At 59.9% G+C, this 22,538-nt stretch carries 21 protein-coding genes; 20 read left to right on the forward strand and 1 reads right to left on the reverse strand.

The features are described 5' to 3' along the window. Positions 1–68: 68 nt before the first annotated feature. The 12 genes from IEX27_RS14495 (at position 69) to trmB (ending at position 11,982) form a co-directional block, all read left to right on the forward strand. Positions 69–383 (forward strand): hypothetical protein, encoded by a 315-nt coding sequence (locus IEX27_RS14495; RefSeq protein ID WP_188721798.1) that lies wholly within the window; start codon positions 69–71, stop codon positions 381–383. A gap of 87 nt (positions 384–470) precedes the next feature. Next, positions 471–2,645: a malate synthase G gene (locus IEX27_RS14500; RefSeq protein WP_188721799.1), complete on the forward strand. Its 2,175-nt coding sequence runs from the start codon at positions 471–473 to the stop codon at positions 2,643–2,645. 48 nt (positions 2,646–2,693) lie between these two features. Further along, positions 2,694–3,368: a tRNA (adenosine(37)-N6)-threonylcarbamoyltransferase complex dimerization subunit type 1 TsaB gene (tsaB, locus tag IEX27_RS14505; protein ID WP_188721800.1), complete on the forward strand. Its 675-nt coding sequence runs from the start codon at positions 2,694–2,696 to the stop codon at positions 3,366–3,368. Continuing rightward, positions 3,368–3,865 (forward strand): GNAT family N-acetyltransferase, encoded by a 498-nt coding sequence (locus IEX27_RS14510; protein WP_188721801.1) that lies wholly within the window; start codon positions 3,368–3,370, stop codon positions 3,863–3,865. The genes tsaB and IEX27_RS14510 overlap by 1 nt, the downstream gene beginning before the upstream one ends. Positions 3,866–3,873: 8 nt before the next feature. Then, positions 3,874–4,662: a lyso-ornithine lipid O-acyltransferase gene (gene olsA / locus IEX27_RS14515; RefSeq protein ID WP_188721802.1), complete on the forward strand. Its 789-nt coding sequence runs from the start codon at positions 3,874–3,876 to the stop codon at positions 4,660–4,662. Between the two features lie 111 nt (positions 4,663–4,773). Beyond that, a complete protein-coding gene (gene miaB / locus IEX27_RS14520) occupies positions 4,774–6,204 on the forward strand; it encodes a tRNA (N6-isopentenyl adenosine(37)-C2)-methylthiotransferase MiaB (protein ID WP_188721803.1) in 1,431 nt (476 codons plus the stop codon). Positions 6,205–6,265: 61 nt separating this feature from the next. Beyond that, entirely contained in the window at positions 6,266–7,261 is a 996-nt protein-coding gene (locus IEX27_RS14525; protein WP_188721804.1) for a PhoH family protein, read from the forward strand. Beyond that, on the forward strand, positions 7,254–7,751 hold the full coding sequence (ybeY, locus tag IEX27_RS14530; RefSeq protein WP_188721805.1) for an rRNA maturation RNase YbeY: 498 nt from the start codon (positions 7,254–7,256) through the stop codon (positions 7,749–7,751). The genes IEX27_RS14525 and ybeY overlap by 8 nt, the downstream gene beginning before the upstream one ends. A 28-nt stretch (positions 7,752–7,779) precedes the next feature. Beyond that, complete coding sequence (locus tag IEX27_RS14535; protein ID WP_188721806.1) at positions 7,780–8,856, forward strand: hemolysin family protein; 1,077 nt, start codon at positions 7,780–7,782, stop codon at positions 8,854–8,856. A gap of 582 nt (positions 8,857–9,438) precedes the next feature. Then, positions 9,439–9,855, forward strand: a complete 417-nt coding sequence (locus IEX27_RS14540; RefSeq protein WP_188721807.1) for a helix-turn-helix domain-containing protein — start codon at positions 9,439–9,441, stop codon at positions 9,853–9,855. Between the two features lie 131 nt (positions 9,856–9,986). Further along, entirely contained in the window at positions 9,987–11,264 is a 1,278-nt protein-coding gene (gene metK, locus IEX27_RS14545; RefSeq protein ID WP_188721808.1) for a methionine adenosyltransferase, read from the forward strand. 19 nt (positions 11,265–11,283) lie between these two features. Continuing rightward, positions 11,284–11,982 carry a tRNA (guanine(46)-N(7))-methyltransferase TrmB gene (gene trmB / locus IEX27_RS14550; RefSeq protein ID WP_188721809.1) on the forward strand — a complete coding sequence of 233 codons (699 nt, stop codon included), beginning with the start codon at positions 11,284–11,286 and terminating at the stop codon, positions 11,980–11,982. Positions 11,983–12,053: 71 nt separating this feature from the next. Here trmB and IEX27_RS14555 read toward each other — a convergent pair whose 3' ends face one another. After that, a complete protein-coding gene (locus tag IEX27_RS14555) occupies positions 12,054–12,209 on the reverse strand; it encodes a hypothetical protein (protein ID WP_188721810.1) in 156 nt (51 codons plus the stop codon). Between the two features lie 283 nt (positions 12,210–12,492). On the opposite strand from IEX27_RS14555, the gene rimP reads away from it, so the two are divergent. From rimP to rpsO, 8 genes are all read left to right on the forward strand, one after another. Further along, on the forward strand, positions 12,493–13,089 hold the full coding sequence (gene rimP, locus IEX27_RS14560) for a ribosome maturation factor RimP (protein WP_188721811.1): 597 nt from the start codon (positions 12,493–12,495) through the stop codon (positions 13,087–13,089). 110 nt (positions 13,090–13,199) lie between these two features. Next, complete coding sequence (gene nusA, locus IEX27_RS14565) at positions 13,200–14,834, forward strand: transcription termination factor NusA (protein WP_188721812.1); 1,635 nt, start codon at positions 13,200–13,202, stop codon at positions 14,832–14,834. A 38-nt stretch (positions 14,835–14,872) separates the two neighbouring features. Beyond that, on the forward strand, positions 14,873–15,508 hold the full coding sequence (locus tag IEX27_RS14570; protein ID WP_188721813.1) for an RNA-binding protein: 636 nt from the start codon (positions 14,873–14,875) through the stop codon (positions 15,506–15,508). Further along, on the forward strand, positions 15,505–18,273 hold the full coding sequence (infB, locus tag IEX27_RS14575; RefSeq protein ID WP_188721814.1) for a translation initiation factor IF-2: 2,769 nt from the start codon (positions 15,505–15,507) through the stop codon (positions 18,271–18,273). Before IEX27_RS14570 ends, infB begins: the two co-directional genes overlap by 4 nt. 99 nt (positions 18,274–18,372) lie before the next feature. After that, the gene (gene rbfA / locus IEX27_RS14580) at positions 18,373–18,792 is read left to right on the forward strand and encodes a 30S ribosome-binding factor RbfA (protein WP_280516491.1); all 420 of its coding nucleotides are present in this window, start codon (positions 18,373–18,375) and stop codon (positions 18,790–18,792) included. 107 nt (positions 18,793–18,899) lie between these two features. Then, a complete protein-coding gene (gene truB / locus IEX27_RS14585) occupies positions 18,900–19,838 on the forward strand; it encodes a tRNA pseudouridine(55) synthase TruB (protein WP_188721816.1) in 939 nt (312 codons plus the stop codon). 662 nt (positions 19,839–20,500) lie between these two features. After that, positions 20,501–22,075, forward strand: a complete 1,575-nt coding sequence (locus tag IEX27_RS14590; RefSeq protein WP_244630382.1) for a sensor histidine kinase — start codon at positions 20,501–20,503, stop codon at positions 22,073–22,075. A 160-nt stretch (positions 22,076–22,235) separates the two neighbouring features. After that, positions 22,236–22,505: a 30S ribosomal protein S15 gene (gene rpsO / locus IEX27_RS14595; RefSeq protein WP_188721818.1), complete on the forward strand. Its 270-nt coding sequence runs from the start codon at positions 22,236–22,238 to the stop codon at positions 22,503–22,505. The last annotated feature ends 33 nt before the right edge of the window (positions 22,506–22,538 follow it).

A 22,538-nucleotide genomic window follows, 5' to 3' on the forward strand; every position in this document is an offset into this window, starting at 1 on the left:
TCACTCCGCAACTGCGGTGGAACGGCTCGCCTTCGACAGGCACCAGGGCTTCTGAATGGAACTCTTGAGTGGACCAAGCGGCGCGTGCGCGCCTGCTTTCCCATGTTGGTGATGCTCTAATCCCGTCAGCCCTCAAGATCAAGCTTGCGGAGAAAGCGCAATGCCGCAGGAAATTTCACGCTGCGGTGGAACATCAGGCAATGGCTGAGGTTTCCCCCTTAAGCCTTGCGCCGAGCCTGACTCCTCCCCGGCTTGGTCAAGAAAGCCGCTTCGGTGCCACGCCGAAGCGGCTTTTTGCAGGCTTGGTTTCTGCATTACCCATCAGGCGGTTGAAAGTCTTTGCAGGCAAAGGCGACATCCTTTGGTCTATGAATAGCCCATGAGCTGGCTTGCCGGTGCCCAGGTCTGGAGATTGACGGTTCCGGTAGAAAATGGTCAAAGCCACGGGAATCTTGTTTCGGGAGAGACGCATGACTGAACGCGTTGCGATCAACGGGCTGCAGGTAGCCAAGTCGCTTTATGATTTTGCAAATAATGAGGCCCTGCCCGGCACGGGTGTGGATGCCGAGACGTTCTGGCTGAAGCTTTCCGAGATCGTGCATGCGCTTGCTCCGAAGAACCGCGAGCTTCTGCAGGTTCGAGATGATCTGCAGGCAAAGATCGATGCGTGGCACAAGGAAAACGGCGCGCCGACTGATCTGGCCGCCTACGAGACCTTCCTGCGCGAGATCGGCTACCTTCGCGAAGAAGGTCCGGAATTCCAGGTCAGCACGACCGACGTGGACGCCGAGATCGCCGACGTCGCCGGACCGCAGCTCGTCGTGCCGGTCATGAACGCGCGCTATGCACTGAACGCTGCCAACGCCCGCTGGGGCTCGCTCTACGACGCGCTCTACGGCACGGATGCGATTCCCGAGGCTGACGGCGCGGAGAAGGGCGCGGGCTACAACCCGAAGCGTGGCACAAAGGTTATTGCCTGGGCGCGCAACTTCCTCGACCAGAGCGCACCGCTTGAAGGCGCAAGCTGGTCGGATATCTCCGGCCTTTCCGTCGAGGGTGGCAAGCTCGCCATCAAGACCGACAACGGCACTGTCGCGCTCAAGGATGCTGGCCAGTTTGCCGGATTTAACGGCGATGCCGCTGCTCCGACCGAAGTGTTCCTGAAGAAGAACAACCTGCACGTCCGTGTAGTCGTGAAGGCTGACCACCCGATCGGCCGCGATGACAAGGCGCACATCGCCGATGTGGTTGTTGAGTCCGCGATCACCACGATCATGGACTGCGAGGATTCCGTTGCCGCGGTTGACGCCGAGGACAAGGTTCTCGCCTATGGCAACTGGCTCGGCCTGATGAAGGGCGACCTGGTCGACACGTTCGAGAAGGGCGGCAAGACGGTCACCCGCAAGCTCTCGGACGACGTGACGTTCACGGCAGCTGACGGCTCTTCCGCGTCCCTAACCGGCCGCTCGCTGATGCTCATCCGCAACGTCGGTCACCTGATGACTAACCCGGCGATCCTCGATCGCGACGGCAACGAGGTTCCGGAAGGAATCATGGATGCGATGTTCACGGCGGCGATCGCGCTGCATGACATCGGTCCGAACGGCCGCCGCAAGAACAGCCGCGCCGGCTCCATGTATGTGGTGAAGCCGAAGATGCATGGCCCGGACGAGGTAGCGTTCGCCGTCGAGCTGTTCAGCCGCGTGGAAGACGCGCTCGGCATGAAGCCCAACACGATGAAGATGGGCATCATGGACGAGGAGCGCCGCACGACGGTCAACCTCAAGGAGTGCATCCGCGCAGCGCGTGAGCGCGTGGTGTTCATCAACACCGGCTTCCTCGACCGTACCGGCGACGAGATCCATACCTCGATGGAAGCTGGCCCGATGATCCGCAAGGGCGACATGAAGCAGGCTGCCTGGATCTCGGCTTACGAGAGCTGGAACGTCGATATCGGTCTCGAATGCGGCCTCTCCGGCCATGCGCAGATCGGCAAGGGCATGTGGGCCATGCCGGACCTGATGGCGGCAATGCTGGAGCAGAAGATCGGCCATCCGAAGGCCGGCGCGAACACTGCCTGGGTTCCTTCGCCCACGGCTGCAACGCTGCATTCGACGCACTACCACGCGGTCGACGTGAAGGCCGTGCAGGCCGAGATCAAGTCGCGTCCGCGCGCCAAGCTCGCCGACATTCTGTCGATCCCGGTTGCGACGCGTCCGAACTGGTCGCCGGAAGAGATCAAGGCTGAGCTCGACAACAATGCGCAGGGCATCCTGGGCTATGTCGTCCGCTGGATCGACCAGGGCGTTGGCTGCTCCAAGGTGCCGGACATCAACGACGTCGGCCTGATGGAAGACCGCGCGACGTTGCGCATCTCCTCGCAGCACATCGCCAACTGGCTGCACCACGGCGTGGTGACGGAAGACCAGGTGATGGAGACGATGAAGCGCATGGCCGCTGTCGTCGACCGGCAGAACGCGGGCGACCCGCTCTACCAGCCGATGGCGCCGAACTTCGATGCGTCGATTGCCTTCCAGGCCGCCTGCGATCTCGTGTTCAAGGGTCGGGAGCAGCCGAACGGCTACACCGAGCCGGTCCTGCATCGTCGCCGCCTCGAGAAAAAGGCGGAGGCAATGGCGTCCTGATGACGCCTTTGCCATCACTCTGTCGCAAGGCGGAGCAATAATCAGGTCATGATTCTCGTGATCGACACTTCGGCCGCGCTCTGCGCGGCCTGCGTTTTTGACCCCGACTCCGGCCAGGAACTCGGCAGGTCGGTGCTCGACCTTGGCAAGGGCCATGCCGAGCACATGATCGCCGTCATTGATGACGCGCTGGCAGAAGCCAAACTTGGCTATTCCAACCTCAGCAAGATCGCGGTTTCCGTCGGCCCGGGCTCCTTCACCGGTGTGCGCGTCGGTGTCGCGGCAGCGAGGGGGCTGGCGCTGGCGCTCAAGGTGCCAGCCGTTGGCGTTACGACTTCGGAGGCTCTTGGCGCGGAAACGCGGGCCGCATGGCCGGCTCGCAAGGTGCTGGTGGTCACCAAGGCTGGTGATCGCGCCGCGCTCGCCCTGTTTGATGAAGCTGGGAACACCATTGAAGCCCCGCGCCTGGCAACCTTCGATGAGGCCGCGGAGCTTGCCAGGGCGGTGAGCCCCGTTCTTGCCGGTGATATGGTTCCGGAAGTGTTAGCAAGGATTTTAGCGGGCTTCGATCTCGGGCCTCAGCGGGCGACAGCCGATATCCGCTATTTTGCGGAGATCGCTGCCAGACGATTGTCTGATGGCACAATGCCAAAACCGCTGTATCTTCGTCCTGCAGACGCCAAGCCGAACTTGAATTTCGCATTGCCTGTGAAGGGGGGGTGATGTCGTTCTCATTCACGCCGTTCTGGCGGCGTAACTACTTCGTCCGGACAGTTGAGCTGGAGGATTGCGAAGCGCTCGCCTCCCTCCATGAAGAGGGCTTTGTCCGGCCGTGGAGCAGCGGAGAGTTCGAGTCGCTTCTGCGGCAGGATACGGTTTTCGGCTATGCCGTGGTGGAAGAGGGCGTACCCTCCGGACCACTCTGCGGCTTCGTGCTTGCGCGTCATGCAGCGGGCGAGGCGGAGATCCTGACGATCGTCGTTCCCCGGAAACTGCGCGCGCGTGGCCTTGGGCATCAGCTCATGGATTCCGTGCTGCGGCACCTCCATGCAGAGCGCGTCGAAAGCCTGTTTCTGGAAGTGGACGAGACGAATGCCCCGGCGCTGGCCCTCTACCGGCGGCTCGGATTTGAGGAGGTCGGTTGCCGGCCCGCCTATTACAGCAATCCCGGATCTCCTCCCACGAACGCTCTGGTCATGCGGCGGGATCGTCAGGCTTAGAGAAACATATGCTCAGAACGATCCGCGTTGCCGGCAAGATTGCTCTGATCGCCAGTTACACGGCGCCGATGATGCTGGCCCAGAGCGTGGCGCTGCGCACGGGCTGGTGGAGCGATCGCAGGCTGCCGCAGCTGTGGCACCGAATGACGCTGAAGATCATGCGGATACGCGTCCGGGCAAACGGTTCGGCTGCACGCGGCCAGCCCGTGCTGCTCGCCTCCAATCACGTGTCATGGACGGACATCCTGGTGCTGGGATCCATCACGGGCGTACATTTCGTGGCGAAGTCGGAAGTGCGTAACTGGCCGGTGATGGGACAGTTCGCGCGGCTGCAGAGGTCCGTTTTCGTCGAGCGAGAGCGCAAGCGCGCTTCATCGGAACAGGCAAAGGAGATTGCGACGCGTCTTTCCGATGGCGATCCGATGGTGCTGTTTGCCGAAGGGACCACAGGTGACGGCAATCGGGTGCTTCCGTTCAAGAGCACGCTGTTTGGTGCGGCCAAGCTTGCGATGAACGAGACCGGCAAGTCCGTTCTGGTCCAGCCGGTTGCGATCGCCTACGTGGCGCGCAGAGGGCTGAAGCTCAACCGCAGCGAACGCACCGAAGTTGCCTGGATTGGAGACGCCGATTTCGTTCCGCATCTCCTCGAGATCCTCAAGCGCGGCCATATCGACGTCGAGGTTGTCTTCGGCGAGCCGATCGAGTTCTCGTCGGATGGTGATCGCAAGGAGATTGCCCGCCTTGCCGAACGACAGGTACGGGCGATGCTTTCCACGACGCTTCGCCGGGAAAAGTGAGGGGGTTGGGTCCTCCACCGCAATGCTCAGGCTAAAATTGCGTTGGTTTTGTCGCATCGCCTAAGCGTCAAACATTTCCATTCGGCTGCAAAATGCTTTAGTTAGGCCCCCATGGAACAGAATATCGCGCGCGACGAAAAATTGACCAACGTTGTTTCTCCGCTGCAGGACGCCCCTGCCCAGGCTGCCACGAAGAAGGTCTTCATGAAGACCTACGGCTGCCAGATGAATGTCTATGACTCACAGCGCATGACTGATGCACTGGCGTCGGACGGCTATGGTTTGACCGAGAATATGGAAGAGGCGGACCTTGTTCTGCTCAATACCTGCCATATCCGGGAGAAGGCCGCGGAGAAGGTCTATTCTGAGCTCGGCCGTATCCGCAAACTCAAGGAAGAGAAGGCGTCAGTCGGTCAGGAACTGCTGATCGGCGTCACCGGCTGCGTTGCGCAGGCGGAAGGTCGTGAGATCCTCCGGCGGGCGCCTTCGGTCGACCTCGTCGTCGGGCCACAGACCTATCACCGGCTGCCTTCCGTCGTGAAGCGGGCGAAGTCCGGCGAGAAGGTTGTCGAGACGGAATACGCGATCGAGGACAAGTTCGAGCACCTGCCGCAGCCCGCGAAAGCCATCGTGCGCAATCGCGGCGTGACCGCGTTCCTCACGGTTCAGGAAGGTTGCGACAAGTTCTGCACTTTCTGTGTGGTGCCCTATACGCGCGGTTCCGAGGTGTCGCGCCCGGTAAACCAGATCCTGACGGAAGCGCAGCGGCTGGCGGAATCCGGCGTGCGCGAGGTCACTCTGCTTGGCCAGAACGTGAATGCCTGGCACGGTGAGGGGCCGGACGGCAAGGAATGGGGCCTGGGTGAGCTTCTGTTCCGCTTGGCGGAAGTGCCGGGACTCTCCCGCCTTCGCTACACGACCAGCCATCCGCGCGATATGTCGGAGTCGCTGATCGCAGCACATCGCGACCTGCCGCAACTGATGCCTTACCTGCACCTGCCCGTGCAGTCCGGTTCCGACCGGATCCTGAAGACGATGAACCGCAAGCACACGGCAGCAGACTACCTGCGCCTGATCGATCGCATTCGGGGAGCGCGGCCTGATATTGCCATGTCCGGCGACTTCATCGTTGGTTTCCCCGGCGAGACCGACCAGGACTTCGAGGACACCATGCGCATCATCCGCGAGGTGAACTACGCGCAGGCCTTCTCGTTCAAGTATTCGCCGCGTCCCGGAACGCCGGGTGCCGGCATGAGCAATCACGTGGAAGAGCATGTGAAGGACGAGCGGCTGCAGCGTTTGCAGGCACTGCTCAACGAGCAGCAGGCGGCCTTCGCGCAGAGCCGCGCAGGTTTGGAAATGGACGTGCTGATCGAAAAGCCCGGCCGAGACGCAGGCCAGATCGTCGGCCGTTCGCCTTGGCTCCAGCCTGTGATCATGAATGCGGAACTTGGTGACATCGGGGACATTGTTAGAGTACGAATAAGCAAGGCGGGCTCGCACAGTCTCTTTGCGGACTCTGAGATCCCGGTAACCGCTTGAGGGAGGAGCTCGTTTGAGCAGCCGCACGGACTTGAGTAACATTGCTTCCGGCGCATCTGACATGACTCATGTCGTTCTGACCTTCGACAACAACAAGGATGCCGGCACTCTCTACGGCCCCTTTGATGAAAATCTGGCCAGGGTTGAGCAGAAGCTTGGAGTGAGCATTCACTCCAAGGGCAACCAGTTGTCGATCAAGGGCGAGCACACCGCTGCAGAGTTGGCGCGGAGGGCGCTCGACTATCTCTATGGGCTGGTGAAGGGCGGTACAGCGCTGACGGCTTCCGATGTCGATGGCGCAGTCCGGCTCGTGCAGGCTTCGGAGGATCAGCTCAGCCTCCCCACGCTTGAGACCAAGGGCAAGCTATCGGCTGCCCAGATCTCCACGCGCAAGCGCACGATCTACGCCCGTTCCGGCAATCAGGATGCCTATATCCGCGCGCTGGAGCGCTCGGAACTGGTGTTCGGCATCGGTCCGGCAGGTACAGGCAAGACCTTCCTCGCGGTCGCCTATGCGGCCATGCTGTTGGAGCGTGGCATGGTGGATCGCATCGTGCTTTCCCGCCCCGCGGTGGAAGCTGGCGAACGTCTCGGCTTCCTGCCGGGTGATATGCGTGAGAAGGTCGATCCCTATCTCCGCCCGCTCTATGATGCACTTTATGAAATGATGCCTGCCGACAAGGTAGAGCGCGCCCTTGCTGCCGACGTCATCGAGGTGGCGCCGCTCGCCTTCATGCGCGGACGGACGCTCGCCAATTCCGTCGTCATTCTGGACGAAGCGCAGAATACGACGCCGATGCAGATGAAGATGTTCCTCACGCGTCTCGGCGAGAACGGCCGCATGATCGTCACGGGCGATCCGAGCCAGATCGATCTTCCGCCGAACACCAAGTCCGGCCTGGTCGAGGCTTTGGGCATTCTGACCGATGTGCCAGGTATCGTTACCGTAAAGTTCAATGAAAAAGACGTGGTAAGACATCCTTTGGTTGCGGCAATCGTCGAGGCTTATGATAGGAAGGATCGCAACAGCGTCCGACCAACAGACAAAAATGCCTGAAGACAATACTGACGACACCAGCAAGTTGGACATAGAGATCTCTGTCGAAGGCGGCGATTGGGCCTCCGAGGATGAGCTTTACGCACTAGCGTCGCGCGCCATTCATGCTGCGATGTCCGAGGTGACGGACATCGAGGAGGGCCAGACGGTCAGCCTGTTGTTCACCGATGACGAGTCAATCCGGGATTTGAACGCGCGGTTTCGCGACAAGGACAAGCCTACGAATGTGCTTTCCTTCCCCGGTCCCGAAGGCAGCCAGATGCCCGGGATTCCGCCACATTTCGGGGATATTGCGCTTGCCTACGAGACGATCGCGCGCGAAGCGGAAGCCGAGGGCAAGAGCTTCGAACATCACCTTACCCATCTGATTGTGCATGGGTTTTTGCACCTCGCGGGCTATGACCACATAGAGCCGGAAGAGGCCGAGGAGATGGAGGACCTCGAGAGAATAATCCTCCGGGGGCTTGCGATAAGTGATCCTTACGACTAACTTTGGCTGGTCAACCAACTGAAAGACAATGACAGAAAGTTCTTCCATTGCTGTTGCAACCGCGTCTGGCGGTGAAGCAACAACACCCTCCGACGGAGAGGGGCAGAGTCGACCGAGGCGCGTTTCCGACGACGACGTCCCACGACCGTCCTTGTTGCAGAAGATTGGCGAACTGCTCGGCTTGAAGCGCAGCCAGTCAGGATCTGATCTGGTCCGCAGCATCGCCAATGACATGCATGGCGAAGTGACGCCTGCCGAGCAGGCGATGTTCCAAAACATCCTTCACCTCCGGCAGGTTCGTGTCGAGGACGTGATGGTTCCGCGGGCCGAAATCGAGGCCGTGGAAATGTCCACGACCCTCGGCGAGCTGATCAACGTGTTCGAGCGTTGCGCCCATTCGCGCATGCCCGTCTATGTGGAGTCGCTCGATGACCCGCGCGGCATGGTGCACATCCAGGACGTACTGGCGCATATCAGCCGTGCCGCCCGTCCGGTCAGCAATGGCCAGGCGGATGCATCCGGCGAGCCGGTGCTTGAGCTTCATAACATCGACCTGAGCAAGACCATTGGCGAACTGGAGCTGATGCGTCCGTTGCTGTTCGTTCCGCCCTCCATGCTGGCGGCCGATCTCATGGCGCGGATGCAGGCAAGCCGCATCCAGATGGCGCTGGTGATCGACGAATACGGCGGCACGGACGGTCTCGTCTCGCTGGAAGATATTGTCGAGATGGTGGTCGGTGACATCGAAGACGAGCACGACGAGGAAGAGCCCCGCATCGAGCAGATCAGCGAAGGCGTCTTCGTGGTGGATGCGCGCGCCGAGATCGATGAGGTGGCTGCTGCCATCGGCGGCGACTTCCGCGGGGGCGAGCATTCCGAAGAGGTCGACACCATTGGCGGCATGATCTTCAACACGCTCGGCAGGGTTCCGACCCGCGGCGAGGTGGTTGCAGCGGTGCCCGGCTATGAATTCCACATCCTTGATGCCGACCCGCGGCGTGTGAAGCGCGTGCGCATCGTGCAGGGCCGTGCAGTCGATCGCCGCCGCCGTCTGCCCAAGGCAGCTAGCCACGCAGCCGGCATCAGCAGCGGCGACGGCGCATAGGGCCGTTGCGCTTTCAAGATATCTGCAATCAATGACTGGATCGTTTCAGTGTCTTCCGGGCACTGAAACGATCAAAGTTTCGGTTGTCCGCAAGCAGGGCCAACGCCCGTTCCCATTCTTCTAACCGCCTCGCTAGCGCTCATGTGCCCTGCTCCCTGAAGCTACATCAGCCTGGCTAATGCTAATGCTAAGTATTGCTGAAGATGAATATGGTTGCACAACTTTAGGTGCAGCAAAGTTAATCTAGATTAGTAAAGAGACTATGCGTCTTGTTGACGGTATGCTAGGATCCGACGCAACCTTGGAGAGCAATAGATCATGGTTCTTCTATTTGAGGTTACGCTAACGCGTTGAGAGACAAGACGTCGCGTAGCGATCTGACGACCGGTCGATAATATTTCATTGCAAAATGCGGTTTGCCTGCCATGGTTATCTTGAAATTGCCTTCGGGTCAGTTTCTTGTCATTGATTAACAGCATGCGCAATTTCTTGAGGACCTGCCCAGACACAGCCTGAGGACCATCGTTTGATCCAGAGCATCTCGCAAACGAAAGTCCTGACTGATTTTATGGTAAAGGATAAATGAAGAAGAAGAATCCAAATCCGATCGATGTCCATGTTGGAAGCAGAATTAGGCTTCGTAGAAACATGCTCGGCCTTAGTCAGGAACGTTTGGGCGAGAGCCTGGGAATCACATTCCAGCAGATCCAGAAGTATGAAAAGGGCACGAACCGCGTGGGCGCCAGCCGCCTGCAGGCCATAGCGTCGATCCTGAGCACGCCCGTTTCCTTCTTCTTTGAAGGCGCACCTGAAGAAGACGATGAGGGTGGCGTTGGCAAGCTCGCGGAAGATTCCACGCCCTACGTTGCCGATTTCCTGAGCAGTTCGGAAGGCATCCAGCTCAATCGTGCGTTTGTGAAGATCTCTGATCCCAAGATTCGCCGCAAAGTTCTGGAACTCGTGAAAGCCCTGGCTGCGGAGCCGTCAGTGACCGAATGATCGTCGAAAGGAGAATGTTTCTCCTCCCTTCGAGTGTTTGAACTGACTTTCTCTTGACCGGGTGAGGATGCTTTGGATAACAAATCCAGAGCTCAATATCGGCTGCGTTTTTTTCTCAGAGGGGTTAGCCCGTGGCACGCAGGAACTATCTTTTCACCAGTGAGTCTGTTTCCGAAGGTCATCCGGACAAGGTCTGTGACCGCATCTCGGATGAGATCGTGGATCTCGTCTATCGGGAAGCCAAGAAGGAGGGGATGGACCTCTGGAAGGTCCGGGTTGCCTGCGAGACGCTGGCGACCACCAACCGCGTCGTGATCGCGGGTGAAGTGCGTGTGCCCGACAGCCTCCTGAAGAAGGACAAGGACGGGAAAGTGGTCCAGGACAGCCAGGGCCACCCGGTCATCAACCCTTCGAAGTTCCGTGCCGCCGCACGCAAGGCCATTCGCTCTATCGGCTACGAGCAGGCCGGCTTCCACTGGAAGACCGCACGCATCGACGTGCTCCTGCATGGCCAGTCGCCGGACATCGGACAGGGCGTCGACAGTGCTGCCGACCGTCAGGGCGAAGAGGGTGCTGGCGATCAGGGCATCATGTTCGGCTACGCCTGCCGTGAGACTCCGGAGCTGATGCCTGCGCCGATCTACTACGCGCACCTGATCCTCCAGCTTCTGTCGGAAGCCCGCAAGAAGGGTGTTGGCGAGGTTGCCAAGCTGGGTCCGGACGCGAAGAGCCAGGTCACCGTTCGCTACATCGACGGCAAGCCGGTTGAGGCGACGGAAATCGTGCTTTCCACCCAGCATCTGGATGAGAGCTGGGACAGCGCCAAGGTCCGCGAAGTCGTGGAGCCGTTTATCCGCGAAGCTCTGTCGAGCGGCGGATTGCGGATCGCCGACAATTGCCGCTGGTACATCAATCCGACGGGCAAGTTCGTGATTGGCGGACCAGACGGTGACGCAGGCCTCACGGGCCGCAAGATCATCGTTGACACCTACGGCGGTGCTGCACCGCACGGTGGCGGCGCGTTCTCCGGCAAGGACACCACCAAGGTCGACCGTTCGGCAGCCTATGCCGCCCGATATATCGCCAAGAACGTGGTTGCCGCAGGGCTGGCGGATCGCTGCACGATCCAGCTTTCCTACGCGATCGGCGTGGCGCAGCCGCTGTCGATCTATGTCGATCTGCATGGCACCGGCACGGTTTCGGAAGAAGTTGTGGAGATGGCAATCCGTCAGGTGATGGACCTGTCGCCGACCGGCATCCGCCGTCAGCTCGATCTCAACAAGGCGATCTATGCCAAGACTGCCGCTTACGGACATTTCGGCCGTAAGCCTGGTCGGGATGGGTCGTTCTCGTGGGAGCGGCTCGATCTGGTGAAAGAGCTGAGACAGGCCACGGCCAAAGTAGCATAACACTCAAGAGTACATTTCTATGGGCGAAAGCCACCCTGAAAGGTCCACCGAGGCCTTTTTCGGCCGCCGTCGCGGTAAGCGACTGCGGCCTCTTCAACATGACGCACTGAATTCGGTTCTGCCGCAGCTCAAGATCGATCTTGAAAGCAGTCCGCCCGCGAACCTGGCTGAGCTTTTCTCCCAGCCGGTCAAAGAGACCTGGCTGGAGATCGGTTTCGGGGGTGGCGAGCACCTGGTTTCGCATCTTGAGCGCAAGCCCGAGACCGGGTTTATAGGCGTTGAGCCCTTCGTGAATGGAATGGCCAAGCTGACCAGCGCCCTGGAGGACCGGGTGCCGGCCAATCTGCGCCTCCATGATGACGACGCAACGCAGCTCCTGGATTGGCTACCTGAAGCCAGCCTGGATGGGATCGATCTGTTCTATCCGGACCCATGGACGAAGAAGCGCCACTGGAAGCGCCGGTTCGTCAATGAGACGAATCTCGATCGGTTCGCGCGCGTGTTGAAGCCCGGCGGTACATTCCGCTTTGCTTCGGATATCGATACGTATGTGAACTGGACGCTGCTCCACTGCAGAAATCATGACGCCTTCGACTGGAAGGCGGAATCGGTGGAGAGCTGGAGACGGCCGTATGAGTACTGGCCGGGAACGCGATACGAGGCCAAGGCCTTGCGTGAGGGCAGGACGCCTGCCTATCTGACGTTCATACGTCGGTAAATTCAGCAGGAAAATGGGAGGCAATCTCCCGCACAAGGGCCATATGGCCCTTGTGGGTGGAAATTGCCGCCTTAGAAGCGCTTGATTTCGCGGAAGCGCATCGGGTCGATGCCGAGCTGAGCCAGATCGCGGGCGCGCGGGCTGCGGTGTTCGCGAACGGCGTTCGAAACGGCGATGGCGCTTGCTACGGTGTCAAGGAAGTTGCTGATGGTTCTGCGCGTGCTCATGGATGTTCACTCCTCTTTGGTGCGCTGCACAATTCTCGTAGCCCTCATATAGGGGCGGTCAGGCGGAGTTAGGAGTCGGCTTTTGGCAACGCACCTATGCAATTGTGCAACGCACAAAATCGGTCCATAGGCGAGGGCGGGCTGGAAAAGCGCAGAGCAAGCTTGAAAGAACTGGTGGCTTCCGTTATATAGATCGCAAATTCTTGGTCGTTATGGCGAAGAGTGGGTCCGTCCGGTCCCGCTCTTTTTTGTTGGCCGAACGTGCAACGAGGTATCCAGCGGCATGCAGGATGATCGCATTATAAGCGAAACGGGTTCTGAAGCCCGAGTGGCGGCCATCGTCGCCCCAGTGATTGACGCAATTGGCTACAGGCTTGTCCGCGTTAAGTTGTTGAATCAGGACGGCATCACGCTGCAGATCATGGCCGAGCGGCCGGATGGCACGATGACCGTGGATGATTGCGAGCAGGTAAGCCTTGCGGTTTCGCCGGCGCTCGATGTCGATGATCCGATCGATAGCGCCTACCAGCTGGAGATTTCCTCGCCGGGGATCGATCGCCCGCTGGTGAGGCGCGAAGATTTTGCCAATGCCGTTGGTCAGCTTGCCCGTATCGAGACCGCCGTATCGGTTGCCGGACGCAAGCGCTTCCGCGGCACGATCGTCGCTGCCGATGAAGAAGGCATTCAGTTTGAACGCGACAAGGTTGACGAAGGGGACGAAGCAGTTGTTTCTATCCCCTACAATACGATGGCTGCCGCGAAGCTCATTCTCACGGACGCCCTCATCCAGCAGGCCCTGAAGAAGGACAAGCAGGATCGGCGCGATCGCAAGTCCGATGATGAGGACGGCGACGAAGCGGACGACGTGACGGAACACTAGGGAATTCGTGCAGTTGCTCGGGGAGATAGGTTTTCTCGGAGCTGCTCTAACACAAGCTTTTACGTGCAGGGCTGGCGGGCAGCCGGCCTACCCTTAAGGGAGAAATTGAAATGGCAATCAGCGCAAACAGACTGGAGCTTCTTCAAATCGCAGAAGCGGTCGCTCGCGAAAAGTCCATCGACAAGTCGATCGTGCTGCACGCGATGGCTGATGCGATCCAGAAGGCAGCGCGTTCGCGCTATGGCCAGGAGACGAACATCCGCGCCGACATCAACCCGCAGTCGGGCGAGATGAAGCTGCAGCGTCTGATGGAAGTCGTTGACGTCGTCGAAGAACCTGCCCGTCAGATCTCCCTTGATTATGCTCGTACCCGCAACCCGGATGCGCAGGTTGGCGACTTCATCGCCGAGCAGCTCCCGCCCATGGATTTCGGCCGCATCGCAGCCCAGTCTGCCAAGCAGGTCATCGTCCAGAAGGTGCGTGAAGCAGAGCGCGACCGCCAGTACGACGAGTTCAAGGATCGTATCGGCGAGATCGTCAACGGCACCGTCAAGCGCGTCGAGTACGGCAATGTGATCGTTGATCTCGGTCGCGGTGAAGGCATCATCCGCCGTGACGAGCTCATCCCCCGCGAGATCTTCAAGTATGGTGATCGCGTCCGCGCCTATGTCTACGACGTGCGCCGCGAGCAGCGTGGTCCGCAGATCTTCCTGTCGCGTACCCATCCGCAGTTCATGGCGAAGCTCTTCACCATGGAAGTGCCGGAAATCTACGACGGCATCATCGAGATCAAGTCGGTTGCCCGCGACCCCGGTTCGCGCGCCAAGATCGCCGTGATCAGCCATGACTCGTCGATCGACCCGGTCGGCGCCTGCGTCGGTATGCGCGGTAGCCGTGTTCAGGCCGTCGTCGCCGAGCTACAGGGCGAGAAGATCGACATCATCCCGTGGAACGAAAATCCGGCGAACTTCATCGTCAATGCGCTTCAACCTGCCGAAGTCTCGAAGGTTGTTCTCGATGAGGATGCCGAGCGTATTGAAGTTGTGGTCCCGGATGACCAACTATCACTGGCGATTGGCCGTCGCGGCCAGAACGTGCGCCTGGCTTCGCAGATCACCGGCTGGGACATTGACATCCTGACCGAGGAAGAAGAGTCGCAGCGTCGCCAGAAGGAATTCGTTGAGCGCTCGGCGCTGTTCATGGAATCCCTCGACGTGGACGAGATGGTGGGCCAGGTGCTGGCTTCCGAAGGCTTCAGCAGCATCGAAGAAGTTGCCTATGTCGAGCCGACGGAAATTGCCTCGATCGACGGCTTCGATGAGGACACCGCTACCGAGATCCAGACCCGCGCCCGTGAATACCTCGAGCGCCTGGAAGCCGAGCAGGACAAGCGCCGCATCGAGCTTGGCGTTGAAGACGAACTTCGCGAAATCCCCGGCATGACGACCGCCATGATGGTTGCCGTCGGTGAGGATGGCGTGAAGACCGTCGAGGATTTCGCCGGTTATGCTGCGGATGATCTCGTCGGCTGGAAGGAACGCAAGGAAGGTGAGACGAAGTTCACCCAGGGCGTTCTGTCCAACTTCGACATCTCCCGCGCCGAAGCCGAGCAGATGATCGTTTTCGCCCGCGTCAAGGCAGGCTGGATTTCCGAAGAGGAAGCAGCAGCCGAGGCAGAGGATGAATTGGAAGCCGATGTAGCCGAGGAGGATGCAGAAGCAGTTTCTGCATCTTCGGAAGGCTAGGGGAATGTTTAGGGCAGCTTTAGGTCTTGCGAAATCAGATGAACGATCGCACATGTATAGTGACGCGAGAGACGCGCAATCCGGACGAGATGATCCGGTTTGTGGCCGCGCCTGATGGTACGATCGTTCCCGATCTGAGGCACAAGCTGCCCGGGCGTGGCTGTTGGGTCGTTGCCGAGAAGCCCCTGGTTGAGAAAGCTGCGGCCCGTAACATTTTCGCGAAAGCGCTAAAGGCGCCTGTTGTGGTTCCCACGGATCTGGCCGACATGGTCGATTCTCTCATGGTAACCTCAACTTTGGGCACGCTTGGTCTTGCGCGAAAGGCCGGAGCCGTGGCATTGGGTGCTACAAAAGTGGAAGCTGCCGTGCGCAGCGGTAAAGCTATCGCTGTTGTTCATGCGATTGACGCATCGCCCGACGGAATCCGGAAAATTCTTGCCGCGAGGAACGCGGTGGCCCATGCCAGCGGACACGGGGTGCCGGCATTCAGACTCTTTTCTGAGAATGAAATGAGTTTGGCTTTAGGGGCAACAAATGTGATACATGCTGCTTTGTTCGGCCAGGGGGCCGGCGAGGCAGCGCTGAAACGCATGAGAATGCTTGCCGCATATCGGGGCGAAGTTTCCGATAAATTGGCGTCGGCCGCGGCGGGAGCCGCAGAGGATATGGAATGACTGATAGTAAAACCGGTGAAGACAAGACGCTCGGCGTCAATCCGAAGAAAACACTGACGCTCAAGCGCCCGGAGCAGGGAACTGTGCGGCAGAGTTTTTCGCATGGACGCACGAAGAACGTCGTCGTCGAAACCAAGAAGCGCAAATTTGCACGGCCAGACGGAAGTCCCGAGCCAACGGTGACGCCTGCGCCCGCGCCAAAGCCGCGCCCAGCTGCAGCAGCTCCGCAGCAGCAACAGTCCCAGCCGTCGCCACGCCGTGAGCAGCCGCGTCCACAGGGTCGCCCTGGTGGCATGGTTCTGAACGAGCTCTCGAAGAGCGAAATGGATGCGCGTCGCCGCGCTCTGCAGGACTCCAAGGTTCGCGAGGCTGAAGAGCAGCGCCGCAGGATTGCGCTTGAAGCACAGCGCAAGGCCGAAGAGGAAGAGCGCCGTCGTCGCGAGGCTGAAGAGTCCGCCCGCCGTCAGGCTGAGGAAGAAGCCCGTCTGAAGGCTGAGGCTGAGGCTCGCGCCAAGGCTGAAGCAGAAGCTGCGCGCCGCGCGGCCGCAGCTGCTTCCGCACCTGCACCGCAGGGCGAGCAGAGCCGCCCGGCAGCGCCTGCTGGTGAACGCCGCCCGTACCGTCAGGACGGTGGCCGTCCGCAGCGTGCCGATGGTCCGCGCCAGCCGCGTTCCGATGCTCCGCAGCGCCCGGCTCCGATCAACGTTCCTGGCCGTATGCCGCCGGAAGACTCCACGGGCCTCGCAAAGCCTGTTGGTCACAAGGCTGTTGTCGTCAAGAAGCCCGTCAAGGACGATGACGATGTCGGCGCAAAGCGCGGTCCGGCAAAGGTGGAAGCACCTGCCCGTCCTGTTAAGAAGGCTGAAGACGATCGTCGTCGTGGCAAGCTGACGCTCAACACCGCCCTGTCTTCTGACGAGGAAGGCCGCAGCCGCTCGCTCTCCGCGATGCGCCGCCGCCAGGAGAAGTTCAAGCGTTCGCAGCAGCAGGAACAGCGCGAGAAGATCGTGCGTGAAGTCGTGCTGCCCGAGACCATCACGGTTCAGGAGCTCGCCCAGCGTATGGCCGAGCGCGCAGTGGACGTCGTCAAGTACTTCATGAAGCAGGGCCAGATCATCAAGCCCGGTGACGTGATTGATGCCGATACTGCTGAGCTGGTTGCGGTCGAGTTCGGTCACACGGTCAAGCGTGTTGCTGAATCCGACGTCGAAGAGGGCATGTTCAACATCGAGGACAGCGAAGAGACGCTGGTTTCGCGCCCACCGGTCGTCACGATCATGGGTCACGTCGACCACGGCAAGACCTCGCTGCTCGACGCCCTGCGTCATGCAAACGTAGCCGCTGGCGAAGCCGGTGGTATCACCCAGCACATTGGTGCGTATCAGGTTGAACAGAACGGTCAGCTGATCACCTTCATCGATACCCCGGGTCACGCCGCCTTTACGGCAATGCGTGCACGCGGTGCCCAGGCAACCGACATCGCCATCCTGGTGGTCGCTGCCGATGACAGCGTGATGCCGCAGACGATCGAGTCCATCAACCACGCCAAGGCTGCTGGTGTGCCGATCATCGTTGCGATCAACAAGATCGACAAGCCGCAGGCTGATCCGCAGAAGGTTCGCACCGCTCTGCTCCAGCACGAGGTCTTCGTGGAATCCATGGGCGGTGACGTCCTGGACGTCGAGGTTTCGGCGATCAAGAAGATCAACCTGGACAAGCTGCTCGAAGCCATTCTGCTGCAGTCGGAAATCCTTGAACTCAAGGCCAATCCGAACCGTACCGCTGAAGGCGTCGTCATCGAGGCGAAGCTTGATCGTGGCCGGGGCCCTGTTGCCACCGTTCTGGTGCAGAAGGGTACGTTGCATCCTGGCGACATCATCGTCGCCGGCAGCGAGTGGGGCCGTGTCCGCGCACTGGTCGATGACCGTGGCGCACAGATCAAGGCTGCCGGTCCTTCGTTCCCGGTCGAAATTCTCGGCCTTCAGGGTACGCCGCAGGCCGGTGACAGGTTTGCCGTGGTGGATACCGAAGCCCGCGCTCGCGAGATTTCGGAATACCGTAGCCGCAAGGCACGCGAAAAGGCCGTTGCCCGCCAGGCTGGCCAGCGCGGCTCGCTCGAGCAGATGATGTCGCAGCTTCAGTCGAGCGGCCTCAAGGAGTTCCCGCTCATTATCAAGGGCGACGTGCAGGGTTCGATCGAAGCCATCGTGGCAGCGCTCGACAAGCTTGGCACCGACGAAGTTCGTGCTCGCATCGTCCATGTAGGAGCTGGTGCAATCACCGAAAGCGACGTGTCGCTGGCGGAGACGTCAGGCGGTGTGATCCTCGGCTTCAACGTTCGTGCCAACAAGCAGGCACGTGACTTCGCCGAGCGTCAGGGCATCGAGATCCGCTACTACAATATCATCTATGACCTCATCGATGATATCAAAGCGGCCATGTCGGGCCTCCTGTCGCCGGAGCGTCGCGAGACCTTCCTCGGTAATGCCGAGATCCTCGAGGTGTTCAACATCACCAAGGTCGGCAAAGTGGCAGGCTGCCGCGTTACCGAAGGCAAGGTGGAGCGTGGCGCCGGTGTTCGCCTTATCCGCGACAACGTCGTCATCCACGAAGGCAAGCTCAAGACGCTCAAGCGCTTCAAGGACGAAGTGTCCGAAGTCCAGATGGGTCAGGAATGCGGTATGGCCTTCGAGAATTACGAAGACATCCGCGCAGGCGACACCATCGAGGCGTTCCGCGTCGAGCACATTACCCGTACCCTTTAATGAGAAAGCCACCACCGCAGACGCGGTGGTGGTCTTCTTTCGGGTTCGCGATTGGCATTTTGCAGGGATCGCCCAGTCCAGGCTGGCGATCCACTGGCATTGAAATCAAGAAGAAACGCTATGTCCAACGGTCCTTCACAGCGCCAGCTTCGAGTCGGCGAACAGGCGCGTCATGCTCTTGCTCAGGTACTGCAGCGCGATGAACTGCAGGAACCAGCTCTGGACGGCGTAGTGGTATCCATCTCCGAAGTCCGCATGTCGCCCGATCTCAAGATCGCTACAGCCTACATATCGCCGATTGGCGGGGACAAGGACATCATTGTCGCTGCCTTGAACCGCCATGCACGCTTTCTGCGGGGCAGGGCTGCTGCGTATCTGAAGCAGCTCAAATACATGCCGGAATTCAGGTTCCGCATCGATACAAGCTTCGACAATTTTGCCAAGATCGATCGCTTGCTGCGATCGCCGGAAGTCACGCGTGACCTCCGTCATGTTGATGACGAGGGTACGGAGGAGTAGTTACTCCTGTCCATTTTGCCTTCCGGTGAGTTGCCTGGCCGCGTGATGAGCGCGGCGCGCTGCATTCATCCGGAAGGTTTTTGCATTACGAATGAAAGAGACCTTTGATGGCGCGAAGAGGAAACAAAAAAGGCAGGCCCGTTTCTGGATGGATCGTTCTCGATAAGCCCTATCGAATGGGTTCGACGGACGCTGTCGCCAAGATCAAGTGGCTCTTCGGCGCCCAGAAGGCTGGGCATGCCGGAACGCTGGACCCGCTGGCGTCGGGCCTGCTGCCGATCGCGCTTGGCGATGCAACCAAGACCGTGCCCTATGTCATGGATGGCGCCAAGGTCTACCGCTTCACGATCACCTGGGGTGAGGAGCGGACGACGGACGATCTGGAAGGTGCGGTGGTCAAGACCTCCGACAATCGCCCGACGCGCGAGCAGATCGAGGCAGTCCTGCCGAACTATACCGGCGTCATCATGCAGGTTCCGCCCACCTATTCAGCTATCAAGATCGCCGGCGAGCGCGCCTACGACCTCGCCCGTGAGGGTGCTGAGGTCGAGATTGCGGCGCGTGAAGTCGAGATCCTGCGTCTCGATATCGTCGAGATCCCGAATGCTGACAGCGTCGTGATGGAAGTGGAGTGCGGCAAGGGCACCTATGTCCGCTCGCTTGCACGTGACATAGGCCGGGATCTTGGCTGCTACGGCTATATCTCGGATCTGCGCCGGACGGAGGTTTATCCGTTCGCGGAAGCGAACCTCGTTCCGCTGGATACCCTGCTGGCTCTGGCGGAGGAGCATCCCGAGCCTGTTGACCGGTTCGCCGCGCTGGACCAGTTCCTGCTGGGTACTGAATCCGCGATGGAAGGCATTCCCGAAGTTGCGCTTCATGAAGATGCAGCCCAGCGCGTGCGCCTCGGAAATCCGGTGATCGTGCGTGGCCGGGATGCGCCGGTCGAGGCTCCGGAGGCCTGGGCCAGTGCACGCGGCCGCCTGCTTGCCATCGGTGTGATCGAGCAGGGCATGTTCAAACCCAAGCGGGTATTCGGCGCCTGATTGCATACGGTCCGGGAGTTGAGGTTTCGGCGGCTCGCCCCAATGGGGCGGGCCGTCTTTGCTTGGTGAGATCGGTTCTCAGTTGATGCCGGGTGTGGAACCCAAAGCGCAGGCAGGTGCAAGAATGTAACCCGCCTCCGTGCACTGGTTGAAGCATTTGGAAAAATCTGCATCGAAAATGCAGGCCGATGCAGCGCCGACCGAACAGAAGGTTGCAAGGGCTAAGACCGAAGAAATAAGAAACGTCCTCATATTAGTCTCCAATATATCATCAATAAAAGATGGTCATCCAAAGATGATCATCTTGATAACGCCTAATCCCTTTAAGACATTACGTAAAGTTAAGTTTTATTAACCTAATAGTAAACTGTAATGTCTGCTCCAAATGGACGTGCGCGGGGCCTGAGCCGACAAAGGAGGATCTTTTGTCGTTTAGCCGGCGTCGGTTGCAACGCTTTCGCCCTTCCTGCATTAATGGGGCTGGCCGGATACGAGAGCGAATGCAGAAGACACGGGCGGATGAACATGGCGGTAGTTCCCACGCAGGGAACGGTTTGGTCAGGCGCTTTCGCATTTGGTGGGGGCGTCCGAAGCCTATCGGTTTCTTCCTTGCGCTGCTGATTGCCGCGACTGTTCTTCCTGCGCTTGGAATTTCAGCGGTTTTGCTCAAACGAAACGACCTGGCGCAGCGCGAAATCACGACCACGCTGGCCGCCGGAATGGCGGCCTCGATCGCTGAAGCGGTCGATCGGGAACTCAATGGCGTCATCACGACGCTGCGAGTCATGGCAACGTCTCCTACTTTGGCCAATAATGATCTCGGGCCGTTCTACACCAGGGCCGTCGACGCCCTCGCGGGGACAGGCTCGTATCTTTTGATCATCGATCAAGGATTCAACCTCCTGATGAACACGCGTGTGCCGTTCGGCACGCCGCTCGGCAAGTCGGTCAATCCGGCTCTGGTGGAGACGGCACTCTCGTCCCGTGCAACGAACGTGTCGAACATCTTCTATGGAGCTATCCCCGACAGGTGGGTCTTCAACGTGCTCTATCCGGTTTTTCCGGAGAACCAGCCACCCCGCGTCCTGGCAATCTCGCAGAATGCGGATTCGATGGCTACGACGCTGTCGCAGCATCTTCTGCGCGGCGGCTGGCACGCGTCTTTGCTTGATCGTGAGAACAAGGTCATCGTTTCAACCTCAGCCGACGATACGGTCGGCGAACCGTTTTTCCTGAATGTCGGCAACAGCAGTTCCGCGGGTATGGTGCGCTACACCGAGGGCGGGGACGAGCTCTACCTGACGGTGATGGACGAATCCAACTTCAGTGGCTGGAAGGTCGTGGCCTGGGCGCCTGTCTCTGTCATCGAGTCACCTATGCGGCGGACGCTGTCGCTGCTCTTCGCGGGCAGTCTTATCGTCCTGGTGATCGGTGCGGGAACGGCGCTGATGGTGGGCAGGCAGATCACCCGCCCAATCCGCAGGTTGGCAGCAGACGCCCGCAGGCTTGGAGCCGGCGAACCGGTGTCCGGCGCCATCTATCCCATCACCGAGATGACAACCGTCTCTTCGGCCCTGGCTGAGGCCGCGAGAAACCGCAAGCAGGCGGAGAACGAGATCCGCCTTCTCATGCGTGAGGTGGCTCATCGCGCCAAGAACCAGCTGACCGTCGTTTCCTCCATGGCCAAGCAGACGGCGCGGCATGCCCGCTCGCTGCCGACATTCCTCGACTCGTTCCAGAAGCGCATCTACGGCCTTGCCCGCTCGACCGATCTGCTGATCGCCGGCGGTGCAGTGGGTGTGGAGCTGAAGGAGCTTATCACGGTCCAGGTGGAGCCATTCAGGCCGGACGATCCCAAACGGCTCGAGATCAATGGACCGGCCTTCCGGCTTGCCAACCAGGCGGCGCAGACGATTGGGCTTGCGATCCACGAACTTGCCACCAACGCCTCCAAGTATGGCGCGTTTTCCGCAAGCGGTGGCAAGCTCCACGTCTCATGGAAGATCGAAGGCGAAGCGCTTGTCTTCGTCTGGCAGGAGTTCGTCAGCCGCGCGCGGCGCAAGCCGGTCATCCGCAGCGGCTTCGGTACCGAGATCATCGACAGGATGCTGGGCGGTACGTTCGATGCCGAGATAGAACGCAACTTCCTGCCGAAGGGCCTGGAATGCATCTTCCGCATTCCCGTTGCGCGCATCGCCGCCGAGAGCGTCCATGTGGTCCAGGCGGCCGCGGAATAGGACTACTCTCGCCGTTTTGGCGGTTTTCGCTAGCATTGAAGGCCACAATGCCCTATATGCGCGATGTGCTGCCGTGCGTGGTGCACGGCCCACGACCCTGGCTGAACGACATCTCGGCTATGGGCGCCTCAATCCTCCCGTAAGTTAGAAAGGATATACGATGTCGATTACTGCCGAGCGCAAACAGGAACTCATGCAAGCATTTGCAACTGCTAAGGGCGACACTGGTTCGCCTGAGGTGCAGGTTGCCATCCTGTCGGAGCGCATCAAGAACCTGACCGAGCACTTCAAGGATCACAAGAAGGACAACCACTCCCGCCGTGGTCTTCTGAAGCTCGTTTCGCAGCGCCGTAGCCTCCTCGACTACCTGAAGGGTAAGGACGAGGGACGTTACCAGACGCTGATCGAAAAGCTCGGACTGCGTCGCTAATCTAAAGGCGGGTCCTTCAGCATGGAAGGACCC

It is taken from the genome of Nitratireductor aestuarii (assembly GCF_014641695.1).
Classification (GTDB): domain Bacteria; phylum Pseudomonadota; class Alphaproteobacteria; order Rhizobiales; family Rhizobiaceae; genus Chelativorans; species Chelativorans aestuarii.

What these genes read in the sequence shown, in the direction of transcription:
- IEX27_RS14500 (WP_188721799.1), top strand. Translation starts at nt 471, where the DNA reads ATGACTGAACGCGTTGCGATCAACGGGCTGCAGGTAGCCAAGTCGCTT.
- tsaB (WP_188721800.1), top strand. Translation starts at nt 2,694, where the DNA reads ATGATTCTCGTGATCGACACTTCGGCCGCGCTCTGCGCGGCCTGCGTT.
- IEX27_RS14510 (WP_188721801.1), top strand. Translation starts at nt 3,368, where the DNA reads ATGTCGTTCTCATTCACGCCGTTCTGGCGGCGTAACTACTTCGTCCGG.
- olsA (WP_188721802.1), top strand. Translation starts at nt 3,874, where the DNA reads ATGCTCAGAACGATCCGCGTTGCCGGCAAGATTGCTCTGATCGCCAGT.
- miaB (WP_188721803.1), top strand. Translation starts at nt 4,774, where the DNA reads ATGGAACAGAATATCGCGCGCGACGAAAAATTGACCAACGTTGTTTCT.
- IEX27_RS14525 (WP_188721804.1), top strand. Translation starts at nt 6,266, where the DNA reads ATGACTCATGTCGTTCTGACCTTCGACAACAACAAGGATGCCGGCACT.
- ybeY (WP_188721805.1), top strand. Translation starts at nt 7,254, where the DNA reads ATGCCTGAAGACAATACTGACGACACCAGCAAGTTGGACATAGAGATC.
- IEX27_RS14535 (WP_188721806.1), top strand. Translation starts at nt 7,780, where the DNA reads ATGACAGAAAGTTCTTCCATTGCTGTTGCAACCGCGTCTGGCGGTGAA.
- IEX27_RS14540 (WP_188721807.1), top strand. Translation starts at nt 9,439, where the DNA reads ATGAAGAAGAAGAATCCAAATCCGATCGATGTCCATGTTGGAAGCAGA.
- trmB (WP_188721809.1), top strand. Translation starts at nt 11,284, where the DNA reads ATGGGCGAAAGCCACCCTGAAAGGTCCACCGAGGCCTTTTTCGGCCGC.
- IEX27_RS14555 (WP_188721810.1), bottom strand. Translation starts at nt 12,209, where the DNA reads ATGAGCACGCGCAGAACCATCAGCAACTTCCTTGACACCGTAGCAAGC.
- rimP (WP_188721811.1), top strand. Translation starts at nt 12,493, where the DNA reads ATGCAGGATGATCGCATTATAAGCGAAACGGGTTCTGAAGCCCGAGTG.
- nusA (WP_188721812.1), top strand. Translation starts at nt 13,200, where the DNA reads ATGGCAATCAGCGCAAACAGACTGGAGCTTCTTCAAATCGCAGAAGCG.
- IEX27_RS14570 (WP_188721813.1), top strand. Translation starts at nt 14,873, where the DNA reads ATGAACGATCGCACATGTATAGTGACGCGAGAGACGCGCAATCCGGAC.
- infB (WP_188721814.1), top strand. Translation starts at nt 15,505, where the DNA reads ATGACTGATAGTAAAACCGGTGAAGACAAGACGCTCGGCGTCAATCCG.
- truB (WP_188721816.1), top strand. Translation starts at nt 18,900, where the DNA reads ATGGCGCGAAGAGGAAACAAAAAAGGCAGGCCCGTTTCTGGATGGATC.
- rpsO (WP_188721818.1), top strand. Translation starts at nt 22,236, where the DNA reads ATGTCGATTACTGCCGAGCGCAAACAGGAACTCATGCAAGCATTTGCA.